The sequence below is a fragment of the Pseudomonadota bacterium genome, from assembly GCA_022572885.1.
Taxonomy (GTDB): domain Bacteria; phylum Pseudomonadota; class Gammaproteobacteria; order Steroidobacterales; family MnTg04; genus MnTg04.
Window position 1 is genome coordinate 1 of record JACZVC010000014.1, and the last position, 17,778, is coordinate 17,778.

The window sequence follows — 17,778 nt, forward strand, 5'->3', positions numbered from 1 at the left end:
GCTCTTAGAGACCTGGGTCGACTGGAAGAGGCCATAACGCACTATGAACAAGCCATTGCCATCATGCCTAATTATGCTGAGGCACATAGCAGTCTGGGAAATGTCCTTCAGGAACTAGGCCGACCGAAAGAGGCCATCGCCCACCATAAACAGGCCATTGCCGTCAGACCTGACTACGCCGAGGCGCATAGCAATCTGGGCAATGCCCTCAAAGAACTAGGTCGACCGGAAGAGGCCATTGCACATTATGAACAAGCCCTTGCCATCCAGCCTGACTTTGCTATGGCACATTACAACCTGGGGATTTCCCTTGATGAATTGGGCCGACCGAAGGAAGCCATTAAGCGTTATGAACAGGCCCTCGCAATCAAACCTGACTATGCCGAGGCCCACAATAACGTAGGAAATGCCCTTGATGAACTGGGCCGCCAGGAAGAAGCGATTACGCATTATGAGCAGGCCCTTGCCATCAGGCCTGATTATGCTGAGGCGCATCGCAATTTAACCAAAATAAAACCAAAGCAAGAGCAGGTATCAACAATCGAAAAACTATTGAAAAGTCCTTCACTATCAGAAACAGACGCGATTCATTACCATTTTGCACTTGGGAATATTTATAACGATGTTAAGACGTTCAACAAAGCGTTCAAACACTACGACAAGGCCAACACTCTGAAACGCAGGGCAATAACATATGATTCACAAGAATATACTGCTTATGTAGACAGACTGATTGAAGCTTATTCAAGGGATTACTTTGAGAAAATAACGGCATGCGGGTCTGATTCAGAGTTGCCTGTATTTATTGTTGGAATGCCCCGTTCCGGGACGTCCTTGGTCGAGCAAATTATCTCAAGTCATCCCCTGGTGTATGGGGCTGGCGAACTCGCCTCATTTGGATGTTTTGAAGAGTCAATAGCCGAACAATTCAAATCTTCAGACACTTATCCGGAATGTATGGCTCTATGTAACGAGTCTATTACACTTGATTTTTCAAAAAAGTATCTGAAAGAATTGCGGAATCACTCGCTTGATGCGAAGCGTATTACTGACAAGATGCCTGTTAATTTTGCAAGAATTGGCCTGATTAAGACCCTTTTTCCAATTGCACGAACCATCCATTGCCAACGCAATGCCCTGGATACTTGTACGTCTAATTTCATGAATTATTTTGCCGTCGGTAATGAGTACTCTTTCGACCTGTCTGAATTGGGACATTATTATCTGGATTACGAAAGACTGATGGCGCACTGGAACAGTCTATTTCCGTCTGAAATATTGGGAGTGCAGTATGAAGAATTGGTTATGAATCAGGAAAAAGTCAGCCGACAACTCATCGAGTATATTGGATTGGAATGGGATGACCGTTGCCTGGATTTTCACAAAACCAGACGTGCGATTCAGACTGCCTCAGTGACGCAAGTTCGACAGAAAATGTATCAAGGCGGTTCGGATGAATGGCGGAAGTATGAAAAACATCTTGGATCAATGCTCGAAATATTGAGGGACTTCTGACCTTTTTCTGACAGAACACATTTCGGGCCACTTGCTTGGGCAATCAACTTGCGAACCACGATTTATGGCTGTAATTCCTCTCTTTTGGTATTTCGCACCAACGGCCACCAAAAACGCAAAAGCGGCAGTTCTATCCGTGTATAAGAACCAAAGAACTATGAAACTGAGCGAAAATGAATCGACAGACGCAGACTCCGACAAAGGTCCGCAGGGATTCGAACTCACGAAACCGGGCCGAAGTTCTTCACCCTGCGTGGTGTGCGCTTATCGAGCTCTGTGAGCGTTTGGGCTATGGCGAGATCGAGAAGTTAAAGATTCAGGACGGCTTACCCGTTTCAGCGGAGATGACGACACAGAAGATCAAGCTCATATAGCGATATATCAGCCCGGCTGACCGAACGATTGGAGGCCGCCTGCTCGGGATTCATCATCCCGAATCAGGCGGCCTTTGTCGTTGATGCCGGTCCATTGGAACCATTTCAAACAAGGAGTAAAGACGATGATCCACACAGATACGAAAATATTGAGCCTGGCTGCAGCGTTGTTGCTGTGTTTTGGCACCTACGCCCTGGCCGCTCCGCCGGAGGGTAAGGGCAAGCCTCCCAAGGGCAACCAGCCGGTTGATGCCACCGCGGTCTTTACAAGAGACATCATTTCTTCTGGACTTAAGGACGGGAGGTTGCAGGGAGAGCTTGTCAACAACGGCGGCTTCGACACGATGAATGGGCAATTGGTTATGGGTGAGACCATTACCGTTGGCGGCGATGCCGGTGCAGGATTGGCAGAACTTGATGATCCAGATTTCTCGATCCTGCCAACTGGAGCCACCGTCATGTGCAACGGAAATTGCTCCGTTTTATTTGCGGTCCTCTTAGATGATGAGAACAGCGGCGTGACCTGGACAATCCGTCTCGATCGCGACAAGGAGCCCCCGAATCGGGTCCAGTTCAAAATGAGATGGCTCAACGCTGCAGGACTCGAACACCATCTGCGGATCGGCTGGGTAGTCCAGGCCTACGAAGATGAAATATACCCGCTGCCCGACAGTGAATACGGAAAGGTTGCCGATGGCGATACTTCGCTGGAATCCGCGACGGTTACGTTCGACGCGGATTTCTTCAGGATCGATGGGGACGTTGTTGTAGTACTCAGCAGCAAAGGGAAGAAGACGAAGACGAAGACCGAGCAAGAGGTCTTCTCGCAATACGGCGAACAATTCATCCAGCCGCCCGACGACGACCCTGAAGTTGGACCGACCTCACGTTGGTGTGGGATGGGCGGTACGGCGACCGATCCTACCTGCCGAGAATCGACCACGATTAGGACAGACTTGGGTACTTCTACTTCCTGACCGATGGTTGCGCCAGCCGACGAAAGAAAACCGGACAACGCATACCGGTCTTGCTGCGCGCGCGCGCCCGGTGGTCTTAAGGTCCTTCGGGGAGTCTTCTGTGGCTTCTCGGAGGACGTGAGGACCCGTGGCTTTCCGTCCCTGTTTGTCGGCAGGTTTGGCTTTTTCATTTTTTCAGCTGTCGCTCTGAAGTAATGCAAATCACGCAGCGATTTTTCAGGGTGCCTTTCCTAAAGCGCGATTGAAATCATCCTCGGAAACCTGACGAAACGAATATTTGTAACCAAAGTATACGGCCATCCCGTAAAACAGTACGTCTATAATCTCGAACGTCGATGCCAGCAACTCGTAAGTGATTGCAAAATCCAGTTGCACCAGTATGTCCATGAACGACATTCCTTCGCTAACGGAAATGAAATAGGCCATCGTCAGAACGTTGCCGACGACGCAACCGACCAGCGAGAGTACTGCGCCGGCAATGCCAAAAGTCTGGTCGATGCCTTTGCCGGCGAAGCGCACCGAGAATCCGACCAATACGCCGATACCCACGGCCAGCCAGCCGATTTGATACTCCGTCACGATCGTAACGACGGCCCAGATACCGGCGCCGAGCAGTGCCGCCGCGAGGCCAGCCAGCGCGCCGGCGACTATGTTTTGCTCCGACCGCAAGGAATCCATGGCCATCTGCATTTGCTGATCGGACAGCGCCGGCTCCTCAGTTGCTTGCGTATCCGGTTTGATTTCTTCGTTCATGGGATTTTCTCCTCGATCAATAACAAAGACGCGAGCCATCGTCCTGATCTTCGCAACCGACCGTAACACCCTGATCCCGGAGGCAATTCATATATTCTTCTGAGCGATAGCAAGAGCACTCCGCCGCGCAAATGTCGATTGCTTTTTGCTCGTCGGCCGTAGGCGTCCGGCATGAATTCAAATATAGAGCTCCATCCATATCACAGCAATTATTGGTCGACCTGCAGGAGTAGTGCCCGGCTGGAAACCGATAATGGCCTTCCAGGACAAATGCCAGGTCACCGGAGGCGATGGACGCGTAATGCGACCGCCACTCGAGCTCGTTACCCCCGGCGACCCTGTACGGGCTCATGCGATCCGTCTGGCTCATTACTGCAATCATGTAAAGAAAGCGTTTTTCACACGCCAGTTGGAGTTCGTTTCGACTGGCGTCATCAATGACTTCGTTCACCGCGACAGCGCATATGGCTTCCAACGTCCGACGATTGCCTGCGCGACTTTCATAAATCGCGGCTTGCACATGCCGGTTGACCGCCTTGAGGCCACCGGAGAAAACAGAACCAAATTCGCGTGATCGCTCGGCGACAAAATCGAACAGCGCCTTGTTGGTCAAGTCTTGATCAGATTCAGCCAGACAGATGCCCGTCGCAAGCAAGAGCATTGCCAGCACGAAGTGGATTAGAGCCTTAACTTTATTGCCCGTGGCTGCCTCCTGCAATCCGCACTTGTCTGGTATTTCTAATCTGACTACATGTTCCCGATCAACGCATCGCCGAACTCGCTGCACTTGAGCAAGGTCGCGCCTTTCATCTGTCGTTCGAAGTCGTAGGTTACGGTCTTGTTGGCAATGGTCTGGTCCATCGCAGCGAGGATCTTGTCCGCCGCTTCGTTCCAGTCCATGTAGCGCAGCATCAGTTCGCCGGAGAGTATCACCGAGCCGGGATTGACCTTGTCCTGGCCGGCGTATTTGGGCGCGGTGCCGTGGGTGGCCTCGAAAATAGCGATACCATTGTTGTAGTTGATGTTGCCGCCCGGGGCTATGCCGATGCCGCCGATCTGGGCAGCCAGCGCATCGGAGAGATAATCGCCGTTCAGATTCAATGTCGCGATCACATCGAACTCGTTGGGCCGGGTCAGTATTTGTTGCAGCATGATATCGGCGATCGTGTCCTTGATCAGGATCTTGCCTGTGGCCAGCGCCGCTTTTTGTTCGGCATTCGCCTCGTCTTCGCCTTTTTCCGCCTTGGTCCGTTGCCATTGCTCCCAGGTATAGACGAATTCACCGAATTCTTTTTCGGCCAGCGCGTAACCCCAGTTACGGAACGCGCCTTCGGTGTATTTCATGATGTTGCCTTTGTGCACGAAAGTAACGCTTTTGCGTTTTTGTGCGATGGCGTATTGCAAAGCCGAGCGCACCAGCCTTTCGGTGCCTTGGCGTGAAACGGGCTTGATGCCGATGCCGGAGGTCTGCGGGAAACGGATTTTCTTGAAGCGCTCCGGAAAAGCCTCCATGAAAATCTCCATGAAGCGCTGGACGTCTTCGGTGCCTTCCTCGAACTCGATGCCGGCGTAAATGTCCTCGGTATTCTCCCGGAAAATAACCATGTCCACGGCGCCGGGGTTTTTGACCGGCGAGGGCACGTCTTTGAACCAGCGCACCGGTCGCAGGCAAACATACAGATCGAGCATCTGGCGCAGAGCGACATTGAGCGATCGGATACCGCCGCCGATCGGTGTAGTCAGCGGGCCCTTGATCGAGACCAGGTAGTCACGGCAGGCCTGCACGGTTTCATCGGGCAGCCAGCTCGCGAACCGGTCGTAAGCTTTTTGGCCGGCAAAGATCTCCAGCCAGTGAATTTTCCGCTTGCCGCCATAGGCTTTTTCCACGGCTGCGTCGAGCACGCGCACCGCGGCGCGCCAGATATCCGGACCGATGCCATCGCCTTCGATAAAGGGGATGACTGGGTTGCTTGGTACGCTAAGTTCGCCGTTTTCAACAGTAATTTTTGCGCCGCCGCTCGGGGCTTCGTATTTCGGATTGTTCATCTTGAGTCAGTGCCTTTTTTTGCTGTAACTGAAAGATTTGATGGGCCCATTTTATGGTTGTGCGTAACGTATTTCCACAAACAGGCTGCGTGCACGCCCCGGTGTGTAGCGGAAGCGGCCAAAGGCGAAATCGGCGCGCTCGGCATAACGGATGTCGGCCAGGTTATTGAGCCTGAGCGTCGCTGACCAGCTCGGGCTCAAGCGCTTGTCCAGCCTGAGATTCAGCAGATCGTGGCCAGCGTAATTATTGGCCTGCTCGGGGTCGATGTAATAGCGCCCGATATGCACCCATTCGAGCTCGCCGGTGTAGCTGCCCTCAGCCCACCGCAATCTTACGCTGCCCAGACGTCGCGGGGCGCTATCCACTTCATCGCCTGAGCTGATGGTGTTGCCGCCGGCAACCTGCTGGCTGAAATCATAGCGGTGCAGGGCGTAACTGGCGGCGGCCTGCAACGACCAGGCGCCGTTGATCCTCCAGTGCACGCTGGTTTCCAAACCGATGTGCCGGGTCTTGCCATTGTCGACGTTGAAGCCATTCGCGTCGCGCAAGATCAGGTTGCGCTTTTTCATCGCGTAAATGGCGACGTCGTATTCGAGTGTGCCGCCGATACTTTTCAGGCCGAGTTCCAGGCTGTCCAGGATCACCGAATCGAGGTCGGCGATCTGCTGCTGGCTTTGCAGGCGATACAACTCGGTGCTTTGCGGCGGGCGGAATCCGCGGCTTAGCGAAGCATAGAGGGTGCGTTGCCGGTCAAGGTGATACAACGCGCCGAGCTTGGGCGCGAGTTCGAAAAATCCGTCCTTCCGGTCGGCCGGGCGGGTGTGCAGGCAGCCGCCAAAACCACAAGGCGTGCCATCGTCGCGGTCGTTGCCGTCTGCCATGCGATTGTCGTAATCGTAACGTAAATATTCAGCGCGCAGCCCGGCGTTGAATTCCCAGCGACCGGTTTCGCGTTGCATCTGAATATACGGCGCGGCCATGTAGGCGTTGACCGTGTAATCGTAGTGTTTGCCGGCCGGGCGTGTTTCGATCAGGAAAGCCGAGCCATTGGCGATGGTATCGGCCTGAGTTTCCTTGAGAAAACCATGCGTGTATTCGAGATCGAGGCCGTATATCAAGGCGCCCGATGGCCGGGCTGCATGGCGGCTGAATAACAAGCCGATGCTGTTTTGGCCGTTGTCCTCGTCGGGTTCCCCTGGCAGGAAGTGCTGGCGGAACCGGGTGCTGGAATGGCGGGCATAAAGCCTGAGATCCTGTTTTTGCTCCGCGTCGTTATCCCATGACCAGTGCGTAAGCAGGCGCAACGCGCGGTTATCGCGATAGGCGCCGGCTGCATCATTGCCTGCGCTCAGGGTCTCGTCCTTGTACGCGTCCTGACCGAAAACGAAGCCGGCGGTCTGCTGATTGAGATAAGTCGCGGCGAGACTGGCACGGAAAAGGCTGTCGTCCAGTTCGTGCTGGTAAAAAAGATTCAGTTTGCCCTGATCATATCCTGAGTCGGCGCGTGCGCCGCCATCGTGTGTGCCGTTGGCGAGCAGGCGCCAGTCGCTGGATCGCCCACCGCTATCGAGTTTGACGCGGTAATAATTGTCGGGGCCTGCTTCGAAAGAGGTCGACGGTCCCGATGGGCTGCCGGCTGGGGTCAGAAAATTCAGCAAGCCGTGCAAGGCATTGGCGCCATACAGCGCGCTGCCGGGTCCACGGATCACTTCGACGGCCTGCATTTGTTCGCTGTTGATCTCCATGAGCTGGTTGACGTTGCAGAAACCGGCCGGGCGTATGGCTACGCCGTCTTCGAGAAATAAAAATGCGCCGCAAGAACCGGGGCCGGTGAAAACAGGCGAGCGAATCGCGCTCAAGTGCTCCTGGCCGCTGCCGGTGGTAACCCAGGCGCCGGGTGCCTGCACCAGCAGGTCGGCGACATGCGTATGGGCGAGTATTTGAATCGAATCCCGGTCGATTACCGTGGCATTGCCGGCGAGCTTGAGTGGGTCTTGCGAGCCGCGTATCGCGGTGACGACGACTTCATCGATGGCTGCCGATCGTGGTGGTTTGGTCGCGGCCGCTATTGATGGCGCTGCCAGCACCAAGACAAATAGCACACTAGGGAGAACGCGCCCCCCTTTTTTCGAGCCGTCAGCGACTCTGAATTCGTTCGATCCGGTCACGGACTTCATCCGGGAGGGGTGCTTTGCAATTGTTGTTGTAATCGAAACACACTATCGTTCCGCTGCCTTCGGCGGCGATCTTCCCGGTTGCGTGACTGGCTATGGCATACAGCATTTTGAAGCGGTCTTCTTTCAGCTCGGCAACGCTGGCGCCGATCGAGACCGTGTCGGGGTAGCTCAACGGGAGTTTGAACCGGCACTCGGTATGCGACAGGATTGGGCCGATGCCTGTTTTGCTCATATATTCCAGCAAACCGGTCTGCTCAACATAGGCAAGGCGCGCAGACTCGAAATAGCGAAAATAGATGATGTTGTTGACATGGTTGAAAGCATCCATCTCGCCCCAGACGACGGGCAATTCGATGACCACCGGGTAGTCATCGAGGACTTTCAATTGCCGCGTTCCTTGACCACCAGTTGCGGCCCACCGGGCGGTCCGAAAGTATGTTTGGCAAACACGCCATAAACGTGGCCGCAGTCGGCGCACTGGGCGACAAAGAACCACGGCTGGCCTTTCTTTGCGGTTTCGGAACTGGCTCGCGAGACGATCTTGTCCATGCCGCGGACTTCACAGGAGGGGCAGCTGGGATCAGCGATGCTGTCGGATTGTCCTTCAGTCATATTCGGTTGGTTCTGGCTTATCGGGCCTGAAGGCGCTCCTGCGTGAAAATTAGCGTCATTTTTAGCCGGACTTGTCCACTTTGTCGTAGACCAGCGACGGGCGGTCTCCGCGACGTGAATACCGGTGCGTGCTGCGCATATCCTCGAAAGCGGCATCGCGTTGCTCGGCGCTAGGGTACCAGAGAAATTTCTCCCAGCCCTCATCTACCAGGTTACGAAAGGGATCTTCCCGGTTTAACGTCACCTTGATGCCGAATGGCCGCGGCAGCCCGCGTTGCTCGGCGAGATTGTGTTCGTCGGAAATTTCCATGCGGTTCCTGTTGCAGTTGTTGTTAAAAGAACGCTCCGGCAGCAATATTATTGCACAGTCTCAAACCGGCGAAGTCATTTTTTTCGGGCAAAGAAATACCGGTCTGGCAGCACCAGTCGCAAAAGAGGTCTGTCCCATTTTCAATGGAATCGACGGTCGTTGGCGCCTTCGCGATCCTGCCAGCGCAGGATTTTTCGCGTGACGAACAGGTACAGGCGTTTGCCGGTGGCGGCCCAGGCGCGGGCGGGCCAGGCCGGCGTATCGAGGATCGCAATTTGCCGCCGGGTCAGTTTTTCCGGGATGTAATTGCGTTTGTGTTTGAGCAGGTGGCGCAGGTCTTCCCGCGCCAGCATCCGGAAAACCGCGCCGCGCTTTGCCGGGCACCAGGCGAGCTGGAAATCCACCAGTGCCGGCGAGCCGTCGGGTGTGACCAGCCAGTTGGCCTCCTTGGCAAGGTCATTGTGGGTGATCCCCGCCCGGTGCAGGCGTCTCAACAGCGTCAGTGCCTGGCGGTAGTAGCCCGGGTCGAGAGGCTTTGCCTGTTGCATCGGCTGGCCTTCTATCCAGCCGCGCTCAAGCGTAGCCCCGTCCCAGCCGAGCAGCGCGGGCAGCCCGGCCATCCCGTCCGCATGCAGCAAAGCGCGGGCTTCGCGGCGCGCGAGCCAGCGCGCGATGGGGCGAGCCCACACCCGGGCAGCCGTGGTGTCGCGCCTTGTCCATTGCTCGCCGTTTTGCTCGACTCTCGTGATTCGGCCAAACAGATCGGATTTGAGCTCGGTTTCAGCGCTCTTGTGACTATTGTTCAATATTGTAAGCCTTTGTTTATTGGAACAAGATTAGTCCCGGCGCGGCCGGTTGACCAGCGCATGCTGGTACAAGTGTCCGGGTTTAGCCAGAATGTGACGGACCATGAGCGGAACCCATCGTAAATTGGCTGCCGGCGACGGTAGATCTGCGACCGGCAGTTTTTATGTCGTGGGTGGCCCGGTGCAGTCGGACCGGTCTTGCTACATACTGCGCATGGCTGACGAAAAGCTGTTCGACAGTCTGCGTGAAAACGACTACTGCTATGTCCTGGGTCCGCGGCAAACGGGCAAGTCCAGCCTGATGGCGGCCACTGCCCGTCGTCTCAGCGATAAAGACGAACTGGTTGCCGTCGTCGATCTGACCCAGGTGATTTCCCGACAGGCAGGCACCGACCCATCCCGCTGGTTCTACGGCGTCGCCTACCGAATCGTTCGCGATCTCAGGCTTCATGTCGACTTGCAATCGTGGTGGCAGGAACGCGGTGCGCTGACCATGCAGCATCGCCTGTTCGATTTTTTCTGGGAGATCGTGCTGGCGAACACGAACCGCCCGGTCACCGTGTTTTTCGATGAAATAGAAGACACGCTGGGTCTGCCCTTTGCGGAGGAGTTTTTCTCCGGCCTGAGGGCCTGCCATAACTCACGGGCGGCCGAGCCCGATTTCGAGCGCCTGCGGTTTGTCGTTATTGGTGTCGCGACACCGATGCAGCTATGCCCGAACCAGGCACATGCGCCGTTTCCGATCAGCCGGCAGATTGATCTCAACGATTTCACGATGACCGAGGCCTGTGGCCTGCTGCCAGGATTGGATCTCGATGCGCAACGGGCGGCCCGGGCGCTTGAACGGATCAGATACTGGACCGGTGGGCATCCCTACCTGACCCAGAAAATTTGTCGTGCGGTATCCAGGCGCAAAGCGGGAGCAGACATCGGCGATACCGTCGATGAGATAGTCAACGAGCAATTCCTGGCGAGAAACCGCGCGCGCGAGGAACCGAATCTCGCAATGGTCAGGCGGCGATTATCAGCACGGCGCAAGGACGCAGTGGCGCTGAAATTGTATGGAAAACTGTGCAAGGGGACGGCGATCGCCCATGATCCGCGCTCGCGAATACACCAGACACTCTGCCTTGCTGGCCTGGTGCGGGCCAATAAACAACACCAGCTGGTGGTCAGAAACCGCATCTACAAACAGGTGTTTACGCCGCGCTGGGTCAACCAGCAGTTGCCGTTCGACTGGCAGGGCCTGGGCAAGGCGGCGGTGGTCGGTCTGTTATTGCTGGGCGTACCTCTTTGGTACACGCAGATCCTGCCGCGCCCCTATATCGAAACGCTGGGCGCCGCGACCGAGGATTACCAGCTAGCGATGGCGGCATATAACGATTTGCGCTCGATACCAGGTTATGGCGATACCGCGGACCGCCTCTTGTCCGGTGTATTGATGAGGCGGAGTCTGCGTGCCATGAGCTTGCCGCAGGCGCTGGAAGCAGACCAGGGTTTACGCACGATGCCGGATAACAGTGCATTGGCCGATCAGTTGCTCGCTGGATTCTGGGACCGCCAGGCGCAGCAGGCAGAGAAGGCCGAGCAGCGCGACGAGGCCTTGTTGTTCCGCCTCTACAGCCTGATCGACGACCGGCCCTACCGCAGGCGGCAGATCGCGGAACTGATCGGCAACGATTACCCGGTCCTGGCTGCGACCATCCGTCCGGTGGGCGCCTTGCAACGGGCGATCATCAGCGCTGATGGCGAGCGGGTGACGACGCTGGCTGCCGGTGGTTCGTTGCAGGTTTGGGATGGTCGCGACGGCACGCCGATGAACCCGGTGACAACAGTCCTTGCGGCCGAGGAATACGTGGGTCTGGACCGCGAGATACTGGTGGCCCTGGAGGGCCGCATTCGTGGCGTGAGCCTGGAATTGCAGATTGACCACCCGGACCCGACCGCGCTCATGGTTCGTGTTACTTCACCGCAGGGTACATCGGTGATCCTGAATCCATCCGCGGCGAAGACCACGAATGACGGCTTGCTTTTTGATGCCAGCAGTCACCGCGCGCTGGCGAGCTTGAATCGCGAAGAGATGCGCGGAGACTGGCAGCTGCATATCGAGGATCACCAGAAGCAGGTGCAGGGTAAGCTCATCGGCTGGCGGTTACGCTTTGCCGGCTTCGGTCAGCAAGCGCAACAGGAAATGCTGGACACACCAGTCAATTTGCCGCAGCCGCGCAGCACCGAAAGAACCCGCATCGTGTTAAGCGCCAGCGGGCGTTATGCGGCGGCCTACAGTGATAGCGAGACGCTGGGCGGCCTGGTCAACATCTGGGATCTCCATGATGGCGTGCAACTATCCCGGCCGGTGCGTGTCGCCGGCCTGGCTCCGTTTGCGTTTGCCGATGGCGACCGGCTTTTGCTGGCGCTGGATGCAGCCGGCGGGAATCTGCTCGCCTGGGATATTCAGGACGGTTCCGTGCAGATGACCATCGAAGCGCTGGAACATTTCGCGGCGGCGCCGGTACTGGATCCAAGCACCAATTTGATGATGGTCGAGGACCGGGATGAGCAGGGGCTGCCTCTGCTGCGGGTCTTTGCGATGGACCAGCGCAGTGAACTGGCCCGAATCCCGTTTGCGCAGAAACCAAGGGCGCTGGCGATAGACCCAAGGCAGGGCCGCTGGCTGGCCTCATCCACCGGCAATCGTGCCGTGGAAGTCTGGGATCTGGCAGCCGAGGAACTGGTGGCTGAATACCTGCTGGATTTTCCGGTCGATCGCCTGTCGGTTGACTTACGCGGCCGCTGGCTGGCCGCCATTGGGGCGGACGGCTCAGTCGATATTCGCGCCATTGACGGCGGCAACGGACGGTCGTTGAGAATCGTTATCGGCGAGCCCGCGGCGCTGATTTTTCACCCGGCGGAGGACGCGGTCCTGATCCTGCGCCAAGGTGCCTGGCAGCTACTGGGGCTGCCCGCGGGAGAAGCCTTGTCGCCACCTCTGCGCCATGCCGGCGGCGGCGCCAGCCTGGCCGCGGTGACCACCGACGGCAAACTGATGACCGGTAGCGAGGGGCATGCCCTGCGGCTGTGGGATATTCCCAAGACCGGTTCGCGGTCGGGCAGGGATTCGCGCCATGGCAGTGGCGACGAGTTGACCGCGGTCAAGATAAGCCCGGATGGGCAAAGGGTGGCTGCCGGCTTACCCGATGGCGGCATTCGAATCTGGCAGCGGATCGATGATGAGGTGCGTTCGCAACACCTGCCCGCCGACAGCGCGTTTTCCGCCGCCGTAAGCGCGCTGGCTTTTGACCCTGCCTCGAACCTGGTGGCTGTGGCCGACCGGGCGGGTGCGATCCGCCTGCTGGATCCTGCTGGCGGGGGCAGCCGTCTGCTCGGCAGTCAGGCTGGGGTCGTCGATCATTTGTTGTTCAGTCCGGATGGCTCCCGCCTGGCGGCCGCCGGCGAGTTGGGAGCCCGCCTGTGGTTTGTTGACAGGATCGGCGAATCGGTCCCGATGGGCAGCGAGGACCCGGTTTCTAACCTGGTTTTCAGCGCGGATGGCAGCCTGCTGGCGATCAGCCCGGAGCTCGGCGAGTTGTCGGTCTGGCATGCCGCATCGGGTGACTCGGCGGGGAGCGTCCGGCCGCAGGGCCAGGTTAGCGCGGCGGTATTCAGTCCGGATCAGGCGGTTTTGGCCACCGGCACCAGGGACGGTACGTTGCAGTTCTGGAGTCTCGCAGATGGCTCGGTGGTCTGGCCAGCCGTACAACTGGGGGGCCCGGTCAGGGAGATGGCCTACACCGGCACAGGCAGGTCGCTGGTTGCGATCAGCGATGGTTGGGCGCATTTGCTGTCGCTGCCTCTTACCGGACCGAGGGTTGTGCAAAGCCGCTTTTTGCCCGAACGCATTCCGCATGGCGGCTTTTTCCTGTCGGCTGACGAGCCGCTCGGTCTGCAATACCTGGACTGGGTCGATGGCGGCGCACACCGGATCCGGACCCTGGAAATGGACAGTGCGGAACTGGGAGGCTGGTCTGGCGATAGTGGTGATTTGACCGCGCGCTGGCAGGATCTGCTCAACCTTGCTATAGACGCGGACGGGCAGATTCGGGCCGGCGACTCGGTTTTCGATCTCGACGGTAGTCTGGATAAACAACAGGAGGCATCGCCGTAGCAGTCGATCCAGCGGCTGCAAGTCTTGGCTGTGGCTCGGTTATTGTTTGCGCATCAGCTTATCGACGGTATTCACCAGTTTTCGGTCCACCCAGGGTATTTCGACAAAATCGGCGGCGCCCTGGCGTATGGCTCGAACCGCTACCGATACGTTGCTTTTCCGGCTCAGCCATGTCCTCCGGCACCCGGGGTTTATCGGTCGTAACCGCCCCTTAAGGGGGCCCCCAGCCATAATTATTGACCCGGGGATGTCCTATACTGATAAGGAAGTTCAAGGAGCGGCAAAAATTATGCCTGCGATGCTGGCTCCTGGGCAATTTTGCGTATAGAGCCGCAGCGCAACGAGATACATCATGAAAGCGGGCAGCGGGAGCATGCTGATGGCCGACACAGACACTGTCAGGGATTCGCTGATCGAAAAACGTGGGGAACTGGTTGACCGTTTGGGCAGGATCACCAGCGATGTTCGCCACGAAAATCAACCGGTCGAATCGGATTTTGCCGAACTGGCTGTACAGCGGGAAAATGACCAGGTCATTGATGCGCTGGGCGAGGCAACCCGCCAGGAGCTGACCCAGGTTAACCGGGCGTTGGCGAGCATCGAGAACGGAGAGTACGGGTCTTGCAGCGATTGTGGCGCGGAGATTCATGTCGAACGGCTAAAGGTATTGCCGTACAGCACCAAATGCCTGCAATGCGCAAGCCGCAGCGAATAATGTCCCGAAAAAAACGACATTTGTTAATGATCAGCCCGGCAGAGTAGAATTCGGCAATGCATAGTCACGGGCCGAACAAATGATCAGACTGTCGCTGGTTTTATTGCCTGCGCTCATTTTCATGGGCTGCGCCGAACCTGAAAAGCCACCCGCATCGATTGCGACGCTGATCGAAGACCCGGCTTTGCTCGACACGGTGCTGGCACGGTGTACGGTAGGGGACGAGGAATTTCGTGCCAGCCGGGAATGCAAAAACGCGCGTCGCGCGGTCGATGCTGTTGCTGCCGCGGAGACCGAGGAACAGAAAACGGTCGACCTGGAAGCCCAGTCCGAACGCAAGCGTGCCGCATTACGCCGCGAGCGGGAGCGCGTGGACCAGCAAAGAGAGATTAGCGAGGAGCGAGCCGAGATCGAAGCGGCAGCAAAAGAAGCTGAAGAGCTGACTGGCTCTGCCGATTATGCTGACCAGCTGATTGGAGAAGAGGCGGTCTTGCCGCCGACCACCCCGATCGGTGCCGTGATCGACCCGGAAATAATCGAGGACGCTCCGCTGCCGGGGCTGGGTGAGTCTGAGATTTGCACAATCGACCCGGCGGCCTTGTCCGCTGCTGATCTTGAAACGTTGCTGATTGCGTTGCAGGAGGAATGGCAGTTTCGCCAGTCGCGCGTTGGGCCTGCCGGAGCCGCGGGCGGCCCACAAGAAGACAAACCGGCAGAAGTGTCATCCGGTGGTGACGGCGGCTAGACCGCGGCCTGGTTATTCGTCTGGGTCGGGGTCGGCTTCCGGTATCGGTTCGGGCGTATAGACCGGGAAGGTCTTGACGCCGCTGCTGCTCTCGCCGTCGTCGATGCCCGGCTCGCCATACTGGATAGCGCTGCCGGGGGCCGGCGCATATTCTGCCAGCGTCGCCATGAACTCGCGGGCTGGCTGCGGCGGCCTGATGTCGCCATAGATGATCTCGCCGGCATCAACGGAGTCGCGATGGTAAAACCTGGCGTTTGCCTTGTCGTCTATGGAAATCACCGAGCCCGCCAATGCCACGCCAACAAATAACCCGCGGCTTCTGGAGTATGAATAAACCTCTGCATCGAACTTGATATCGGTTGCGGCGCTGCCGGAGCGGCCGACCGGTCCCGCAGCCACCGATGCATCGGCACCGAGGGTCAGTTTGCCACCGGTGATCCCGTCCACGCCCTTCTTGTTCTTGAAAACCAGGATCAGATCGGTCTCGGAAATGCCAATCTGTAATCCCCAGCTACCGCCTGTCAGCTTGATAAAGATTGGATTGCTCCAGCTGTTGTCCGCTCTGCGCACGCTGATGGCGCCCTTGCCAAAGCGGCCGCCAAAACCCAGCCCCGCCCGTATGACCCCTGGTATGACAGCAACTGCGTAGGCCTTTGCCAGCAAGGACTCCGGGATACTCGTCTCTCTGATGCGCATGATTTGATCGAGGGTCACGACCGCATCGTTGATACGTTTTTCTTCCTTGCTTTGCGCCTGCACCAGCAACGGTGCGAGACACAGAACCACAAGGCCCGCAAGCAGACTGAATCTTCTGGGCATGGCCATCTTTATCTCTCCGCGTTTCTGGGTGTGAACCCAAATCCCGTGCAAGGTTCCCGTCGAGGCCGGCATGGCCAGCTTACTTGAATGGTGGCGGGAATATCCAGCGCCCACGGGTCCGGCTACACTGTGCAAGCTGCCTGTGGTTTTTGTAGCGGAGATCGTATGGAAGGAGCAGTGGTTTTGCGCCGGTTTATGATGTTTGCAGGCTGCCTGCTGTCATCCGCTGTCGCTACAGCCGAGTGGTATACGAACGAGCAGGCGATCATGGGCACGGTCATTCGCACCGAGTTATGGAGCGATGACCCGCTGAGGGCCGCAGAAGCGATCAGGCTGGTGAATAAAGAAATGCACCGCATTGACCGGTCGATGAGTACTTACAAGCCGGATTCCGAGATTTCGCGGATCAACCGGGACGCGGCGAAAGAACCAGTCAGGGTCAGCGCCGAATTGCTGGATCTCATTGCCAGGGGAATCGAGATGTCGCGGCTGACCCACGGCGCATTTGACATCACTTATGCCAGCGTAGGCCAGCTGTATGATTTTCGCGCCAGTGTCCGGCCCGATGAGAAACAGATAGCAGCCACCTTGCCCGCCATAAATTACCGGTTCATCGAACTGGATCTGATGGAGCGCACCGTATTCTTTGTCAGGCATGGGGTGCGGATCGATCTGGGTGGCATCGCCAAGGGGTACGCGGTCGAACGCGGTGTGGGCATCCTGCGCGCGCAGGGTATTGAGCACGGGCTGGTCAGCGCGGGCGGCGACAGCCGGGTCCTGGGTGATCGGCGGGGTGCGCCATGGATAGTTGGCGTTCGCGACCCGAGAAACAGCGATCGGGTTGTCGCCAGGTTGCCACTGATCGACGAAGCGATTTCCACTTCCGGTGACTACGAGCGGTTTTTTGAGGAGGAGGGGGTTCGCTATCACCACATTATCAGTCCGGCCACTGGCCACTCGGCCAGCGAAGTGCGCAGCGTCACGATTATCGGGCCCGACGCGACGATGACCGACGGTCTTTCCACCAGTGTTTTCGTGATGGGCTTGAAAGATGGATTGCAACTGATCGATTCGCTGGACGACTTTGAAGCGGTGATCGTCGACAAGCACGGAAAGTTGCACCGGTCCGGCGGGTTTCTACCACCGAAACAATAAGCAACAGTCGTGACACTGGCCGGTTTCCCGCCGGCCTTGCCCGCTTATGTATCAAAGTCAGTGATTGCCGATCGCGAGCCGCTCCCTGTCTCTGACTGGCGACAAGACAATCCCTTTAAAAACAGTAACTTGAAAAAAACCAGGAAATAACTGTTTGCAGCTTGCGACGTTTGTAGACGCTATTTTCCATAAAAACCTGCACGGCTCACGTCCGGGCTTCGCGTTGGTCCGCTAAGCCCATGATTTCGCGACCGATTACTCAAACTGGCACGAAAGTTGCCATTAATAGTGTGTGGCGTTTCTTTATCAACCACCAGGTGTTCGTCAAGGAGTCGTCTAGCGAGGCGATACGGATCGAGCGCCGTCTGCCGGCAACCCTTTAAGCCGAGGGTTTTAAAGCGTGCGGCGTTCGATTGACATAAGACGAAAGCCTGTGCACGGTGCACGGTACTGATAAAGGCAAACTCGCCGAAAGGTGAGGACGCAAAGCACCCGGTCTAAGGGAATTCCTATGATGGCGGGGCTGCCAGTTTTTTTTTGCAGCCGTTCGACCTTCTTTGCGAAACCCCCAACCGGTCTGTTCTTGGCCTGAGTTCACTACCCATGCC

General features: G+C 57.3%; 15 protein-coding genes and 1 riboswitch. Of the genes, 6 read left to right on the forward strand and 9 right to left on the reverse strand.

Annotation, left to right across the window (positions count from 1 at the left end; genetic code table 11):
* Nucleotides 1-1,515, forward strand: a 1,515-nt coding sequence (locus IIA05_06715) for a tetratricopeptide repeat protein (GenBank protein MCH9026789.1), incomplete at its 5' end; no start/stop codon positions are given.
* 499 nt (nt 1,516-2,014) lie between these two features.
* The gene (locus IIA05_06720) at nt 2,015-2,866 is read left to right on the forward strand and encodes a hypothetical protein (protein MCH9026790.1); all 852 of its coding nucleotides are present in this window, start codon (nt 2,015-2,017) and stop codon (nt 2,864-2,866) included.
* A 216-nt stretch (nt 2,867-3,082) separates the two neighbouring features.
* Here IIA05_06720 and IIA05_06725 read toward each other — a convergent pair whose 3' ends face one another.
* The 8 genes from IIA05_06725 to IIA05_06760 all read right to left on the reverse strand — a co-directional run bounded on the left by IIA05_06725 (nt 3,083) and on the right by IIA05_06760 (nt 9,571).
* Complete coding sequence (locus IIA05_06725) at nt 3,083-3,619, reverse strand: hypothetical protein (protein ID MCH9026791.1); 537 nt, start codon at nt 3,617-3,619, stop codon at nt 3,083-3,085.
* A gap of 16 nt (nt 3,620-3,635) precedes the next feature.
* Nucleotides 3,636-4,289, reverse strand: a complete 654-nt coding sequence (locus tag IIA05_06730) for a hypothetical protein (GenBank protein MCH9026792.1) — start codon at nt 4,287-4,289, stop codon at nt 3,636-3,638.
* Nucleotides 4,290-4,366: 77 nt separating this feature from the next.
* A complete protein-coding gene (gene icd / locus IIA05_06735) occupies nt 4,367-5,665 on the reverse strand; it encodes an NADP-dependent isocitrate dehydrogenase (GenBank protein ID MCH9026793.1) in 1,299 nt (432 codons plus the stop codon).
* Nucleotides 5,666-5,716: 51 nt separating this feature from the next.
* Entirely contained in the window at nt 5,717-7,834 is a 2,118-nt protein-coding gene (locus IIA05_06740; GenBank protein MCH9026794.1) for a TonB-dependent receptor, read from the reverse strand.
* A complete protein-coding gene (locus tag IIA05_06745) occupies nt 7,803-8,171 on the reverse strand; it encodes an acyl-CoA thioesterase (GenBank protein ID MCH9026795.1) in 369 nt (122 codons plus the stop codon). The genes IIA05_06740 and IIA05_06745 overlap by 32 nt, the downstream gene beginning before the upstream one ends.
* Nucleotides 8,172-8,224: 53 nt before the next feature.
* Nucleotides 8,225-8,431, reverse strand: a complete 207-nt coding sequence (locus IIA05_06750; protein ID MCH9026796.1) for a transcriptional regulator — start codon at nt 8,429-8,431, stop codon at nt 8,225-8,227.
* Between the two features lie 85 nt (nt 8,432-8,516).
* Nucleotides 8,517-8,765: a hypothetical protein gene (locus tag IIA05_06755; protein ID MCH9026797.1), complete on the reverse strand. Its 249-nt coding sequence runs from the start codon at nt 8,763-8,765 to the stop codon at nt 8,517-8,519.
* Between the two features lie 140 nt (nt 8,766-8,905).
* Nucleotides 8,906-9,571: a serine/threonine protein kinase gene (locus IIA05_06760; protein MCH9026798.1), complete on the reverse strand. Its 666-nt coding sequence runs from the start codon at nt 9,569-9,571 to the stop codon at nt 8,906-8,908.
* 103 nt (nt 9,572-9,674) lie between these two features.
* On the opposite strand from IIA05_06760, the gene IIA05_06765 reads away from it, so the two are divergent.
* The 3 genes from IIA05_06765 to IIA05_06775 all read left to right on the forward strand — a co-directional run bounded on the left by IIA05_06765 (nt 9,675) and on the right by IIA05_06775 (nt 15,196).
* On the forward strand, nt 9,675-13,736 hold the full coding sequence (locus IIA05_06765) for an AAA-like domain-containing protein (GenBank protein MCH9026799.1): 4,062 nt from the start codon (nt 9,675-9,677) through the stop codon (nt 13,734-13,736).
* 379 nt (nt 13,737-14,115) lie between these two features.
* Nucleotides 14,116-14,451, forward strand: a complete 336-nt coding sequence (locus IIA05_06770) for a TraR/DksA family transcriptional regulator (protein ID MCH9026800.1) — start codon at nt 14,116-14,118, stop codon at nt 14,449-14,451.
* Nucleotides 14,452-14,530: 79 nt separating this feature from the next.
* Complete coding sequence (locus tag IIA05_06775; GenBank protein MCH9026801.1) at nt 14,531-15,196, forward strand: EexN family lipoprotein; 666 nt, start codon at nt 14,531-14,533, stop codon at nt 15,194-15,196.
* A gap of 12 nt (nt 15,197-15,208) precedes the next feature.
* Here the strand turns inward: IIA05_06775 and IIA05_06780 are convergent, their stop codons facing one another.
* Nucleotides 15,209-16,015, reverse strand: a complete 807-nt coding sequence (locus IIA05_06780; protein MCH9026802.1) for a lipid-binding SYLF domain-containing protein — start codon at nt 16,013-16,015, stop codon at nt 15,209-15,211.
* Nucleotides 16,016-16,210: 195 nt separating this feature from the next.
* On the opposite strand from IIA05_06780, the gene IIA05_06785 reads away from it, so the two are divergent.
* Entirely contained in the window at nt 16,211-17,170 is a 960-nt protein-coding gene (locus IIA05_06785; GenBank protein MCH9026803.1) for an FAD:protein FMN transferase, read from the forward strand.
* Between the two features lie 448 nt (nt 17,171-17,618).
* Nucleotides 17,619-17,701, forward strand: a riboswitch (cyclic di-GMP riboswitch).
* Nucleotides 17,702-17,778: the final 77 nt, after the last annotated feature.

Coding starts and splice junctions, on each gene's coding strand:
- IIA05_06720 (MCH9026790.1), top strand. CDS start 2,015: ATGATCCACACAGATACGAAAATATTGAGCCTGGCTGCAGCGTTGTTG.
- IIA05_06725 (MCH9026791.1), bottom strand. CDS start 3,619: ATGAACGAAGAAATCAAACCGGATACGCAAGCAACTGAGGAGCCGGCG.
- icd (MCH9026793.1), bottom strand. CDS start 5,665: ATGAACAATCCGAAATACGAAGCCCCGAGCGGCGGCGCAAAAATTACT.
- IIA05_06745 (MCH9026795.1), bottom strand. CDS start 8,171: ATGGATGCTTTCAACCATGTCAACAACATCATCTATTTTCGCTATTTC.
- IIA05_06755 (MCH9026797.1), bottom strand. CDS start 8,765: ATGGAAATTTCCGACGAACACAATCTCGCCGAGCAACGCGGGCTGCCG.
- IIA05_06765 (MCH9026799.1), top strand. CDS start 9,675: ATGAGCGGAACCCATCGTAAATTGGCTGCCGGCGACGGTAGATCTGCG.
- IIA05_06770 (MCH9026800.1), top strand. CDS start 14,116: ATGGCCGACACAGACACTGTCAGGGATTCGCTGATCGAAAAACGTGGG.
- IIA05_06775 (MCH9026801.1), top strand. CDS start 14,531: ATGATCAGACTGTCGCTGGTTTTATTGCCTGCGCTCATTTTCATGGGC.
- IIA05_06780 (MCH9026802.1), bottom strand. CDS start 16,015: ATGCCCAGAAGATTCAGTCTGCTTGCGGGCCTTGTGGTTCTGTGTCTC.
- IIA05_06785 (MCH9026803.1), top strand. CDS start 16,211: ATGATGTTTGCAGGCTGCCTGCTGTCATCCGCTGTCGCTACAGCCGAG.